This is a genomic window from Phenylobacterium sp. J367 (genome assembly GCF_024699985.1).
Taxonomy (GTDB): Bacteria; Pseudomonadota; Alphaproteobacteria; order Caulobacterales; family Caulobacteraceae; genus Phenylobacterium.
Genome location: NZ_JAJONA010000001.1, coordinates 4,415,519 through 4,428,134 on the forward strand (window position 1 = coordinate 4,415,519; position 12,616 = coordinate 4,428,134).

Genomic DNA, 12,616 nt, shown 5'->3' on the forward strand with positions numbered 1-12,616 from the left:
GCCCCATCCTCCCTAGACGAATCGCCCCGGAGCGAGGCGGGCCGCATAGGGGCCAGCTTCCCGCCCCGTCACGCAAGCCGTCACCACCTGGGCGACCAAAGGGGCCAGCAGCCAGCCGTTGCGCCGCGCGCCGGTGGCGAGGATGACGTTCGGCGTGGCGCCCGGCCCCACCAGGGGCAGGCCGTCGGGCGTGGCGGCGCGGACGCCGGCGGCAAGTTCGAAGGGCGCCCTCGCCAGCGTCGGGAACAGCCTTGCGCCGGCGGCGAGCAGAGGCGGCCCTGCGGCGGGATCGGGCGTGGGATCGGCCACACCGGCCTCCATGGTCGCCCCGACCGTGAGACCGCCCTCGGCGGCGAGCGCATAGACGCCTTCCCCGCGCATCACCATGGCCGGCCGCTCCGCCGTGGCGATCCGCAGGATGTGGCCCTTGATCGGCGTGAGAACGGCAAGCTCCGGGGCCAGGGCCGCCAGGGATCGCGAAGGGCCGGTGGCGATCACCAGGCGGTCGGCGCCTTCGAGACCCCGCGCGGGCTCGGCGCGGAAGACGACGCCCGCGCCGGTGCAGGCGCGGCGCAGCGCGGCCACGGCCTGGGCGGGGTCGAGCCGCCAGTCCTCGCGCATCCAGAAGCCGCGCTCGAGATCGGAACCGAGGCCCGGGGCGATCTCGTCCAGGACATTCCGCGGCAGGTCGGCGGCGTGCAGCCCCAGCCGGGTGAGGCCCGCTCCGACGTCCGCGAGCCAGGCCGGGGCGCCCACCGCCACCGCACCGGCGCGGTCGAGACGGACGCCGGCCCGCGCTTCCAGCGCCGGCCACAGGTCGCGGGCCGCCATGAGCAGCGGGAAGTGGGCGGCGGCCTCGGGGTCGAGGACGACCTCGAAGGCCGGCGCGATCATTCCGGCGGCGACGCCCGACGCGTTGGCCAGCGGCGTCGCCGGGTCGAAGACGGTCACGGCGCAGCCGGCGTCGGCCAGCGCCAGGGCTGTGCTGAGGCCCAGCGCGCCCGCGCCGGCCACGGTGACGGAAGGTCCCCCCGCTCATGCCCTCTTACCAAACGCTAAGCCGCCGGATTGCAAGCGGAACCGGCGTTCCGGCCAAGGGTTCTCAGAGACGACCAGCAGCCAACCGAGGGATACCCCATGGCCACCACCGGCACGTCCAATAATAGCGGCAAGTCCAAGTCGACGACCCGTTCCGCCGCCGCCAAGAAGGCCGCCGAAACCCGCGCGCGCGACGCCGTCGCGATGCTGAAGGCCGACCACCGCAAGGTCGAGGACCTGTTCAAGCAGTTCGAGAAGACCGAGCAGGCGGCCAAGCGGAAGGACATCGTCGGCCAGATCATCATGGAGCTGCGCGTGCACATGACGATCGAGGAGGAGATCTTCTATCCGGAAAGCCGCGAGTTCGTCGCCGAGGAGCTGACCGTCAACGAGGCGATCGTCGAGCACGAGGGCGCCAAGAACCTGATGATGGAACTGGAGGGCATGGACCCGTCCGACGAGATGTACGAGGCCAAGGTCACCGTCCTGCAGGAGATGATCGAGCACCACGTCGAGGAGGAAGAGAAGGAATACTTCCCCGAGGCGCAGAAGAACGGCATGCCGACCAAGGAGATCGGCGAGCGCATGATGGCCCGCAAGGAAGAGCTGATGGGCGAGATGGACGGCCCGGAGCGCACCCACTAGGCGCGCGATGGCCGAAGCCCTCGATCCTGCCGTCCCCAAGCGCGTGGACGACCTGGCGCAGTCCGTCCTCAAGGCGGCCTGCGACCAGGAGCTGAAGCTGGCGGCCGCCGAGTCCTGCACCGGCGGCCTGCTGGCCTCCCTGCTCACCGACATCCCCGGCCTCAGCCACGCTTTCGAGCGGGGCTTCGTCACCTACACCGACGAGGCCAAGCAGGAGATGCTGGGCGTGCCTTCGCACATCCTCGCCGACCATGGCGCGGTGTCCGAGGCCTGCGCCCGGGCCATGGCGGAGGGCGCCCTGGCCCACAGTCGCGCGGATGTGGCCGTCTCCATCACCGGCTTCGCCGAGGGCGCGCCGGGCCAGCCCGCGGGGCTGGTCCACTTCGCCTGCGCCAGCAATGGCGAGGAGACCCGGCACCGGCTGGTCCGTTGCGGCGAGGTCGGCCGGGCCGAGGTGCGGTTGCGGGCGCTGGAAACCGCCCTCGACATGATGTGCGATCAGCTTACGGACCATAGCCGCGCCAGCGCCGCCTGAGGGCTGGTCAGACCCTTCCCTTCGCGCAACAGTGGCCGCAACGATGTGACCGCTAACGGGAGGGGACCGGTCCGATGCCCACGATGCTGCTTGCGTTCGTCGCCGCGCTTTGGCTGGGGCTCGCCGGCGCGGCGCCCGCCGAGCCGCTGAAGCTCGACAAGGGGCGCATCGACGCCGCCCTCGCCAGGATGGTCGCCGACGGCCGCGTGGCGGGCGCCTCGGCGCTGGTCTGGCAGGATGGCCAGGAGCGGTACTTCGGAACCTCCGGCTTCGCGGACCGTGAGGCAAACAAGCCCATGCGCCGGGACACCCTGGTGCAGATCTGGTCGATGACCAAGCCGGTGACCGGCGTCGCCCTGATGCAGCTTTGGGAACAGGGCAGGTTCCGCCTGGACGACCCCGTGGCCCTCTACTTGCCGGAGTTCGGCCAGGTGAAGGTGGTCGACAAGGCCGGCGCTCTCCGGGCCCCCGCCCGGCCGATGACCGTGCGCGACCTGCTGCGGCACACGGCGGGACTGGCCTACGGCATGCGGCCGGGCCCGGCGGACGTCGAGTACCGCAAGGTGGAGCCCCTGGCGCTCACCAACACGCTCAGCGAGGCCGGCGTGAAGCTGGCGCAGGTCCCGCTGCTGTTCGATCCCGGCCAGGAATGGAGCTACTCCGCCTCGGTCGACGTGCAGGCCATGCTGGTCGAGAAGCTGTCGGGCCAGACGCACGAGGCCTATGTCCGCGAGCACATCCTCGCCCCTCTGAAGATGAAGGACACCGCCTGGACGCAGCCGGAAGCGAACTTCGCACGGCTCGCCGCCACCTACGTGGCGGGGACCGACGGCAAGATCGCCCGCCAGGCCGACGTCCAGACCCGACGGATGAACTTCGACCCGGCGCGGCGGATGACCATGGGCGGCGCGGGCCTGGTCTCCTCGCTGGACGACTACATGCGCTTCGCGCGGATGCTGCTGAACGGCGGCGAACTCGATGGCGCGCGCATCCTGAAGCCGTCGACCGTGAAGCTGATGGCCACCGACCAGCTCGACCCCAGCATGAAGGACCGGTTCTTCCTGCCGACCAAGGGCGCCGTCGGCTTCGGTTTCGACTTCGCGGTGCGGACCGGCCAGCCGAAGACGCCGGGCGAGAACCGCGGCGCGGTGGGCGAATTCTTCTGGGACGGGGCGGCCACCACCCTCTTCTTCGTGGACCCGGCCAACAAGGCCGCGGCCGTGTTCTTCGTCCAGAAGATGCCGTTCGACGTCACCCTGCACCGCGACTTCCGGGAGGCTGTCTACGGCAAGGGCTACCTGGGACCGAAGGGGGACTAGCCGTGGGCCAGGGCGTCGGGGAGCGGATGCTTCTCGCCCCATCCCTGGTGCCACTCCGGCTCGCCGGCGTAGCGCTTGGCCAGGAAGTCCACGAAGAACCGGACCTTGGGCGCCAGGTGGCGGGCGTGGGGATAGACCGCGTGGACGTGGATCGTCTCCGGCTCGAAGGCGCAGAGCACCGGGACGAGCTTGCCTGAGCGCAGGTCGTCGGCGGCGGCGAAGGCCGGCGTGCGGGTGATGCCGAACCCCTCGCGGGCGGCGGCCACGCAGGCGTCCGCGCCCGAGAAGGTCAGCCGGCCGTGGACGCGGACGTCCTTGCGGTCGCTGTGCGGGCCGAAGCGCCAGACCAGGGGGTCGCGGGCGTTGGTGTCGATGATCGCCTCGTGGCGCGAGAGGTCGGCGAGCGTCTGGGGCGTGCCGGCGCGGGCGAGGTAGTCCGGCGAGGCGCAGGTGACCATCCGGACGGCGGCGAGCTTGCGGGCCACCAGGGAGGAATCCGACAGCGCGCCGATCCGGACGGCCACGTCGAAGCCCTCCTCCACCAGGTTGACCATGCGGTCGGTGGACGAGACCTCAAGCGCGACCTCCGGGTGGGCGCGGGCGAAGTCGAGGAGCGCCGGGACGAGCTGGCTTGCGCCGAAGGAGACCGGCGCCGATATCTTCAGCGTGCCGCGCGGGCAGCCGTCCTGGTCGCGCACCGAGCCCTCCAGGGCCTCGAAGTCCTCGATGAGGCCGCGGGCCCGCTCCAGATAGGCGCGGCCAGTGTCGGTGAGGGAGACGTCCCGGGTCGTGCGGTTCAGGAGCCGGGCGCCCAGGCGGTTCTCCAACCGGGCGACGAGCTTCGAGGCCTGGGCGCTGGAGACCCCGAGCCGGCGGGCCCCTTGCGTGAAGCTGCGGGCGTCGGCGACGGCGGCGAAGGCGGCGATCTCGTCGAAACGGTCCATCGGGATTGTTTCCTTTCCGGAAGCAAACTTATGCACAGCGCTCGGATTATCAACCGTCCAGCATGGGCCCATCTGTGTCTCACGAAATTCGCTGGAGAGACGAGAAGATGACCCAAGCCTATACCGTCGCCGTCCTGGTCGGCTCGCTCCGCAAGGACAGCGCCAGCCGCAAGATTGCCCAGGCCATCGCCGACGAGGCCCCCAAGGGCCTGACCTTCAAGGTCGTCGAGATCGGCGACCTGCCCCACTACGACCCGGACCTGGAGACCGACACGCCGCCGGCCGCCTGGACCCGCTTCCGTCAGGAGCTGGCCGACGTCGACGGCTTCCTGTTCGTGACGCCCGAGTACAACCGCTCGGTCCCCGGCTTCCTGAAGAACGCCATCGACGTGGGCTCGCGCCCCTGGGGCAAGGCGGTGTTCACCGACAAGCCGGCGGCGATCGTCTCGACGTCCGCGGGCGCGCTCGGCGGCTTCGGCGCCAACCATCACCTGCGCCAGATGATCAGCTTCTTCGGCATGCCGCTGCTCGGCCAGCCGGAAGCCTACATCGGCAACTCCCTGTCGCTGTTCGACGAGAGCGGCGCCCTGGTGAACGAGGCGACGACCGACTTCCTGAAGACGTTCGGCCAGGCGCTCGCGCACTTCGTGGCGAAGAACGCCCCGCACGCGGCCGACCGGAAGGCGGCCTAAGGCCGCCGCCCGAGACCGGAGCCTCCCCATGACCCTGCCCACCTACTTCATCCCGCACGGCGCGGGGCCCTGCTTCTTCATGGACTGGACCCGCGGCCCGGCCGACACCTGGGACCGGACGGCCGCCTGGCTGAAGAGCCTTGTGGCGAGCCTGCCCGAGCGGCCGAAGGCGATCCTGGTGGTCTCGGGTCACTGGGAGGCGGACGCGTTCACGGTGCAGACCGCCGAGCGCCCGCCGATGCTCTTCGACTACTACGGCTTTCCGGAGCACACCTACCGCCTGACCTTCGACGCGCCGGGCTCGCCGGCGCTGGCGAAGCGGGTGCGCGAGCTGCTGGGCGCCGCCGGCTTCCCCACCGCCGAGGACGCGGCGCGCGGGTATGACCATGGGGTGTTCGTGCCCCTGAAGCTGGTGACCCCCGAAGCCGACGTGCCCGTCGTGCAGCTCTCGCTGCAGGCCAGCCTCGATCCGGAGGTCCACCTGGCGGCCGGGCGCGCGCTCAGCCCCCTTCGCGACGAAGGCGTGCTGATCGTCGGCTCGGGGATGAGCTGGCACAACATGCGCGGCTTCTCGCCGGCCTATACGGCGAAGTCGGCGGCGTTCGACGCGTGGCTGGGTGAGGCGATCGCCGACCCGGCGCGGCGCGACGAGGCCATCGCTCACTGGGACCAGGGTCCGCACGCCCGCGAAGCCCATCCGCGCGAGGAACACTTGGCGCCCCTCTTCCTCGCCGCCGGCGCGGCGGAGGGCGAGCCCGGCGAGGTGGCCTTCCGCGACCAGGTGATGGACGTGGTGGTCTCCGCCTTCAAGTTCGGGCGCCCTCCCCGCGTTCCTGACGCTCCCCCGTCAGTGAACACCCTCCCGGCGGCGCCCCACACACCCGCCGCCGGGAGGCTCAGGGCCTAGACAGCCAGGCTGTAGAATTTCACCGCATTGTCCCGGAAAAGCTGGGCTTTCTCGGCTTCACCGGCGCCGGAGGCCAGGCGCTTGAGCGCGTTCCACAGGACGCCGTAGCTGCAGGACACGCTGTCCACCGGGAAGTTGCTCTCGAACATCGCCCTGCCCGTCCCGAAGGCGTCGATGCAGGTTTCGACGTAGGGCCGCCAGGCTTCGGCCAGCTCCGCGGAGTCCGGAAGCGCGTCGCGCTTGTGGAAGCCGAAGCCGCAGACCGCCATGCCGAGGCCGCCCAGCTTCACCCAGACGTTCGGACAGGTGGCGAGCTCGCGAAGGGCGCGCTCCCAGCCGGCGAAGACCTCGTCGCGGCGTCCTGCGTACGGCCCGATGCCGAGCGGGCCGCCCACGTGGTCCAGCATGATGGGGATCTCCGGGAAGGCGCGGGCCAGCGCCGTCACCTCGGGGAGCTGGGTGTGGTACTGCCAGGCCTCGAACGAGAGTCCATGCTCGCCGAGCTTCGCATAGCCCTCGCGGAAGGTCGGCAGGGCGTAGAGTCCCGGCGGCGGTTCGGTGTGGCTCACCCGCACATCGGGGCTCGCGTCCCAGGCGCCGGCGTGGCGGATGCCCTTGAAGCGGCCGCCGCCGGCCCGGACGTGGGCGGCCAGCACCTCGGTCACGGATGCGCCCTGGGCGAGGTCGGCGCGGCCGACGATGCCGGCGCAGGCGCGGACGGGCCCATAGCGGCCGGAGTCGGCCATGGCGGCGACGCCGGTGACGAACTCGGTCTCGCCGACGAACCGGAACGGCTCGGGCGCCACGGCCGAGTAGAAGGCGCCGCACTCCACGAAGACGGTGCTTTCCACCCGGTGGCCCTGGCCGATGTCCGCCAGCAGCTCGGGGAGCAGGTAGCGGCCGGCGGGGAAATCCCACAGGTGATGATGCGGATCGCAGATCGGCAGATCCGGCCAGAGGACGTCTTCGGTCATCGGGTGCTGCGGCATGGCCCGGAGCCTAGCCGGCGCGCGCCGCTCAGGCGACCTGCGTGTCGTCCTCGTGTGCGGGCGCATTCAGCACGCGGTTGAGCGCGTCGATCAGCCGACCCGCCTCGATCGGCTTGGCGATGAAGTCGTCCATGCCCACGGCGAAGTACTCGGCGATGTGGTGCCTCATGGTGTTCGCGGTCAGTGCGATGATCGGCGTACGCGGACGACCTTCAAGCGCCTCGCGGGTGCGGATCGCGAGCGCCGCGGTCGGACCGTCCATCTCCGGCATCTGGACGTCCATCAGGATCAGGTCCCAGGCCTCGCGATCCCAGGCCTCCAGCGCCGCGCGGCCGGTGCCGACGATGACCGGCTCGAGGCCGAGCTGGGCGAGCAGGGTCTTCAGGACGAGCTGGTTGGTGGCGTTGTCCTCGGCGGCGAGGATCTTCAGCGGGCACTCTTCCATCGCCGCCTGGGCGGCTTCCGGACAGGGTTCCGGCTGGACGTCGGGCGCATCCGACACCCTCGGCAGCGGGAGGGTGACGGAGAAGGTGGCCCCCTCGCCCGGCTTGCTCTTCGCCGTGATCGCGCCGCCCATCAGCTCGGAAAGGTCGCGGCAGATGGCGAGGCCCAGGCCCGTGCCGCCGTAGCGGCGCGTGGTCGAGGCGTCGGCCTGTTCGAACTTCTGGAAGAGGCCGCCGAGCTTGTCCTCCGGGATGCCGATACCGGTGTCACGCACCGTCAACTTCAGGGACTTGCCCCGGCGGCCGACGGTGACGGTGACCCCGCCCCGCTCGGTGAACTTCAGCGCGTTGGAGACCAAGTTGTAGAGGATCTGACGCACCCGCACGGAGTCGCCCAGATAGACCCCGCGGGCGGCCGGTTCGATCTTCAGCTCGAACAGCAGGTCCTTGGCCTCGGCCACCGCCTCGAAGGTGGCGTGAGCGCCTCTCGCCAGCTCGGCGATGTCGAATTCCGCCTGCTCCAGCTCCAGCTTGCCGGCCTCGATCTTCGAGAGATCGAGGACGTCGTTGAGGATGGCCAGCAGCGCCTCGCCGGACTGGCGGATGACCTCCAGCCGCTCGCGCTGTGCCGGGGCCAGTTCCCCCTGGCCATGGCCTGGGCCATGCCGAGCACGCCGTTCAGCGGCGTGCGGATCTCGTGGGACATGGTGGCCAGGAAGGCGCTCTTGGCGTTGTTGGCCGCCTCGGCCGCCTCCTTGGCCTGGACGAGGGCGCACTCCTGCGCCTTGCGCTCGGTGATGTTCTGGATCGCGCCCACCAGCCGGACCGGGCGGCCGTCCGCGTCGTGGATCAGCCGCGCCGCGCTGCGGGCCCACACGACCTTCCCGTCGTCGCGGGCCATGCGGTATTCCGGCCGGTAGGACCCACCCGCGCCGAGATCCGCCTCCCAGGCTTTCCGCACCGCCTCGCGATCCTCCTCGTGGATCGAGTCCCAGATGCCGTCGCCCAGCATGTCCTCGTAGGTCTTGGGCGTCGTGAAGAAGGTGTCCTCGGCGCCCGGCCTTCTCGAGCTCCTTGCGGACGTAGTCCATCTCCCACACGTGGATGTCGGCGATCTCGAGGGCGAGCTTCAGCCGGTCCTCCGAGCGCTCGGCGCGCTCCAGGGCCTCCATGAGGTTGGTGATGTCGTGCGAGGTGACGATGACCCCGCCGATCTGGCCGTTGCCCTCCAGCCAGGGCGCCACGATCGCCTGAACCCAGGCCGTGCGGCCGTCGCGCCGGGTGATCGCCAGGCGGTCGACCGAGATCGTCTCGCCGTTCAGGGCCCGGGCGAGGGCGGCGCGGAACGGGCTGAAGGCCTCGGGCGCGACCTCGAACACGTCGCGGCCGCGGACCTCGCCCACGTCGGGGCCGCGGTTGGCCCGCCAACGGGGGCTGGCGCCCAGGATGCGGTACTCGCGGTCGAGGATGACGAGCGGCAGCGGGGCGGTGTCGATGACGCCGGCGAGCGCGCGGCGCGCCACGTCGCGCTCACGGGCCGAGACCTGGCGGGCGCGGTCGGCGCGCAGACGGCCCCACTCCACGGCCAGGAAGTCGGCGAGGTCCTGCAGGCGGCCGGCGAGGTCGGCGTCGAACGGCCGGGGCCGCACGCCCATGACACAGAGGACGCCGGGGATCTCGCCGCCCGGCAGGCGGATCGGCGCGCCGGCGTAGAACCGCAGGAACGGCGGCCCGGAGACGAGCGCGTTGTCCTTGAAGCGGGGGTCCAGCGTCCCGTCCTCGACCCAGAGCACCCTGCCCTCTTCCAGCACGATGCGGCTGGCCGGCACATCGCGTTCGCTGGTGATGGCGCCGGGCGTCGTCCAGAGCACGCCTTCGCCCACCAGGGCGACCTGGGCGCTGACGTCGCCGAACAGGGCGCGCGCGAGCCGTGTCGCCCGGTCGAAGACGGGCGCCGAAGTCTCGGCTGGCAGCACGGACCCTGGCGTGGCCCGGAAGTTCGGCGTCTTCGCGCGCGACATCCACTCATCCCGACGTTCGCCGGCAAGGTGCTGGGCAGGCGTTAAGGTCGCCTTTCAGATGCAGGGGTGCGGCAGGCCGCCGCAGCCAGCCGGTGGAGCACGATCCCGCTCGTGGTGGCGACGTTCAGGCTGTCGAAACCGCCGGCCATGGCGATGCGCACGGTGCGGGCGCGGGCCAGGGTTTCCGGTGCGAGCCCAGGCCCTTCCGCGCCGAACAGGGCGGCCGTGCGCGGGCCCGGGACGACCTCGCCGATCTCGGCCTCGCCGGCCGGCGAGAGGGCGAGCGACTCGAACCGGTGGGCCGAGAGGAGATCCAGGAGGTCGGCCCCGGCCGGCAGGGTTGCGAAGGGTACGGTGAGCGCCGCGCCCACCGAGACGCGGATGGCCTTGCGGTAGAGCGGGTCGCAGCAGGCGGCGTCCATCAGCACCGCGTCGGCCCCGAAGGCCGCGGCGTTGCGGAACAGGCCGCCCATGTTGTCGTGGTTGGCGATGGCCGACAGCGCCACGACCAGCGCCCGTTCCGGCAGGCCGGCCAGCAGGGCGTCCGCCGAGGGCTCGGCGCGTTCGCCCGCCGCCAGGATGCCCCGGTGGATCGGGAAGCCGACGATGGCGTCCATCACCGCCTGGCCGGCGGCGTAGATGGGCGTGGCCTCCGGCAGGCCCGCCAGGACATCGGCGAGGCCGTCCAGGCGCTGTTCGGCGACAAGGACCGACGTCAGCGGGTGGCGGCCGGCGGCGATCGCCTTCTCCAGCACCACCCGCCCCTCGGCGATGAACCGCCCCGACCGGCCGACAAGGTCTCGCTCCCGCACCGCCCGGTAGGGTTCGATGCGCGGATCGTCCGGGTCGGCGATCGGGACGATAAAGGGCTTTGGGGCTACCAGATGCGCACCCGGTCGGCGGGGGGCGAGGTACAGCTTCTGGCCGGGCTTCACCTCGAAGGCCGGGTACCAGGGGTCCTGGTTCCGCACGGTGAGCGCCCGCCAGCGGCCGGGCGAATGGACGCCGGTGATCACGTTCCGACGCAGCGCCGCGTCGCGGTACTTCGACCGGTAGTTCTGCGCCCAGCCCAGGTAGAAGCGCTGCTCGCCCGTGAAGCCGTCGAGCACCGGGGCCTCCTGGCCGCCCAGGGAGAGCTTCCAGGCGTCGTAGGCGGCGGCCAAGCCGGCCACGTCGGCGATGTTCTCGCCCAGCATCTGCTCGCCCGGCAGGTTGAGGTCCGGGAACACCTGGTAGGCGCTGTACTGGTCGGCGAGTTGCCTGGTCCGGGCACGGAACTGGGCGAGGTCCTGGTCGGTCCACCAGTTCTTCAGGGCGCCGTCGGCGCCGAACTGGGCGCCCAGGTCGTCGAAGCCGTGGCTGACCTCGTGGCCGATCACCCCGCCGATGGCGCCGTAGTTCACCGCCGCGTCGGCATTGGCGTCGAAGAAGGTCGGCTCCAGGATCGCCGCCGGGAAGATGATCGAGTTCTGCGACGGGGCGAAGAGGGCGTTCACCGTCTGGGGCGTCATGAACCACTCCTCGCGGTCCACCGGCCGGCCGAGCTTGGCCAGGTTGCGGTCGCGCTCGAAGAGCTCGGCGCGCATGGCGTTGCCGTAGGCGTCGCCGCGGACGATCTGGAGTCCCGAATAATCGCGCCACTTGTCGGGGTAGCCCACATAGACCCGGAAGTTGGCGAGCTTCTGCCTGGCCTTGGCCTTGGTCTCCGGCGTCATCCAGTCGATGCGGTCGATGCGGTGGCCGAAGGCGGTGACGACGTTCTTCGCCATCTCCTCCACCTGGGCCTTCCGCTCCGGCGGGAAGTGGCGCTCGACATAGAGCTTGCCGATGGCCTCGCCGAGCGCGCCCGAGGTGAAGTCGACGCCCCGCTTCCAGCGCTCGCGCTGCTGGGGAGTGCCGGAAAGCGCCGTGCCGTTGAAGGCGAAGTGCTCGTCGACGAACGGCCTGGAGAGGAAGGGCGAGGCGCGCTCGACAGTGCGGAAGGCCAGCCAGTCCTTCCAGGCCTGGGCCGGCTGGCTCGCCACCAGCTTTGAGATGCCGACGATGGCGGTGTCCTGCCAGATGCCGAGCTTCTGCTCCTTCTGCAGGCCCACGGCGGTCAGGAAGGCGTCCCAGTCCAGGCCGGGCGCCTTGCGGGCGAGCTCGGCGCGGGACCACAGGTTGTTGCCCTTCTGTACGTCGCCGGTCTGGTCCACCGTCCAGTGGAGCCTGGCGATCCGGGTCTCCAGATCGACGACGCGCTTCGCGGCCGCCTCGGGGTTGGGATAGCCGGCGAGCTTCAGGCTGGCGGCGATGTGCGCCTGGTACTTTCCGCGAAGCTCCGCGTTGCGGGCGCTGGAGCCCAGGTAGTACTCGCGGTCAGGCATGCCGAGGCCGCCCTGCAGCAGGTAGGCGCGGTACTGGGTGGTGTCGTCGAGGTCCTCGGCGACCCAGAGGCCCAGGATATTGGGCGTGTAGTAGTTGGTGGCGTTCAGCACATCGACGTCGGCGCGGACCGTGCCGCCCAGCGCGCGGGAGATCTCGCTGCGGGTCTTCAGGGCCTGGATGGCGTCGAGCTCGGCCTTCAGCGGCTGGGCGCCCAGCGCCTCGACGCGCGCCTCGTCCATGAAGCTCGCATAGTAGTCGCCGATCTTGCGGGCCTCGGAGCCGGCGGGGGCCTCCGCCCTGGCGCTGTCCTCGATGATCGCTCGGGTGCGGGCCGCCGCGCGCTCGGCGATGGCCACGAAGCTCGTCATGTTCGAGCGGTCGGCGGGGATTTCGGTGGTCTTCACCCAGGTCCCGTTGGCGTAGTCGAAGAAGTCGTCGCCCGGGGCCACGGCGCGGTCCATGCCGGCGGTGTCGAACCCGAAGGTCCCGAACATCGGCTTGGGCCGGGGCGGGCGCCGGCGGCGGCGGGGCCTCGGCCACGGGCGGGGCCGGCGGCGCGGCGGGCGTCGCGCAGGCGGAGACGAGGACGGTCGCCGAACAGGCGGCGAGCCAGGCGTTGCGAAGGTTCATGCGGACGGAATCTCCCAGGGCGGGCCTCCCGCCCGCGTGTTTGGGCGCTTCCTACACGCAGATCCCCGCCGGCGGTGCTTACAGCT

General features: G+C 71.2%; 11 protein-coding genes and 1 pseudogene. 5 read left to right on the top strand and 7 right to left on the bottom strand.

The genetic code is table 11. The annotated features are described in order from the left end of the window. Positions 1–12: 12 nt before the first annotated feature. Positions 13–1,014, bottom strand: coding sequence for an FAD-binding oxidoreductase (locus tag LRS04_RS23555; protein ID WP_257818482.1), 1,002 nt, complete (start codon positions 1,012–1,014; stop codon positions 13–15). A gap of 123 nt (positions 1,015–1,137) precedes the next feature. On the opposite strand from LRS04_RS23555, the gene LRS04_RS23560 reads away from it, so the two are divergent. The 3 genes from LRS04_RS23560 to LRS04_RS23570 all read left to right on the top strand — a co-directional run bounded on the left by LRS04_RS23560 (position 1,138) and on the right by LRS04_RS23570 (position 3,537). Beyond that, positions 1,138–1,683: a hemerythrin domain-containing protein gene (locus LRS04_RS23560; protein ID WP_257818483.1), complete on the top strand. Its 546-nt coding sequence runs from the start codon at positions 1,138–1,140 to the stop codon at positions 1,681–1,683. 7 nt (positions 1,684–1,690) lie between these two features. Next, positions 1,691–2,218: a CinA family protein gene (locus LRS04_RS23565; RefSeq protein ID WP_257818484.1), complete on the top strand. Its 528-nt coding sequence runs from the start codon at positions 1,691–1,693 to the stop codon at positions 2,216–2,218. An 83-nt stretch (positions 2,219–2,301) separates the two neighbouring features. Beyond that, positions 2,302–3,537, top strand: a complete 1,236-nt coding sequence (locus LRS04_RS23570; RefSeq protein ID WP_257818485.1) for a serine hydrolase — start codon at positions 2,302–2,304, stop codon at positions 3,535–3,537. Here the strand turns inward: LRS04_RS23570 and LRS04_RS23575 are convergent. Continuing rightward, positions 3,534–4,481 (bottom strand): LysR family transcriptional regulator, encoded by a 948-nt coding sequence (locus tag LRS04_RS23575; protein ID WP_257818487.1) that lies wholly within the window; start codon positions 4,479–4,481, stop codon positions 3,534–3,536. The two genes, LRS04_RS23570 and LRS04_RS23575, sit on opposite strands and share 4 nt — an antisense overlap. Positions 4,482–4,588: 107 nt before the next feature. On the opposite strand from LRS04_RS23575, the gene LRS04_RS23580 reads away from it, so the two are divergent. Both LRS04_RS23580 and LRS04_RS23585 read left to right on the top strand, forming a co-directional pair. Continuing rightward, positions 4,589–5,173 (top strand): NADPH-dependent FMN reductase, encoded by a 585-nt coding sequence (locus tag LRS04_RS23580; RefSeq protein ID WP_257818488.1) that lies wholly within the window; start codon positions 4,589–4,591, stop codon positions 5,171–5,173. 28 nt (positions 5,174–5,201) lie between these two features. Further along, the gene (locus LRS04_RS23585; RefSeq protein WP_257818489.1) at positions 5,202–6,080 is read left to right on the top strand and encodes a class III extradiol ring-cleavage dioxygenase; all 879 of its coding nucleotides are present in this window, start codon (positions 5,202–5,204) and stop codon (positions 6,078–6,080) included. Here LRS04_RS23585 and LRS04_RS23590 read toward each other — a convergent pair. The 5 genes and pseudogenes from LRS04_RS23590 to LRS04_RS27260 all read right to left on the bottom strand — a co-directional run bounded on the left by LRS04_RS23590 (position 6,077) and on the right by LRS04_RS27260 (position 12,394). Further along, complete coding sequence (locus tag LRS04_RS23590) at positions 6,077–7,054, bottom strand: amidohydrolase (RefSeq protein ID WP_257818490.1); 978 nt, start codon at positions 7,052–7,054, stop codon at positions 6,077–6,079. The two genes, LRS04_RS23585 and LRS04_RS23590, sit on opposite strands and share 4 nt — an antisense overlap. Positions 7,055–7,097: 43 nt before the next feature. After that, positions 7,098–7,973: an ATP-binding protein gene (locus LRS04_RS23595; protein WP_257819233.1), complete on the bottom strand. Its 876-nt coding sequence runs from the start codon at positions 7,971–7,973 to the stop codon at positions 7,098–7,100. Continuing rightward, complete coding sequence (locus LRS04_RS27255) at positions 7,940–8,524, bottom strand: PAS domain-containing protein (RefSeq protein WP_308238423.1); 585 nt, start codon at positions 8,522–8,524, stop codon at positions 7,940–7,942. Before LRS04_RS27255 ends, LRS04_RS23595 begins: the two co-directional genes overlap by 34 nt. A gap of 157 nt (positions 8,525–8,681) precedes the next feature. Beyond that, positions 8,682–9,533, bottom strand: a pseudogene (locus LRS04_RS23605) (PAS domain-containing protein); the annotation flags it as partial. A gap of 41 nt (positions 9,534–9,574) precedes the next feature. Continuing rightward, positions 9,575–12,394, bottom strand: coding sequence for a M13-type metalloendopeptidase (locus tag LRS04_RS27260; RefSeq protein WP_308238216.1), 2,820 nt, complete (start codon positions 12,392–12,394; stop codon positions 9,575–9,577). Between the last annotated feature and the right edge of the window lie 222 nt (positions 12,395–12,616).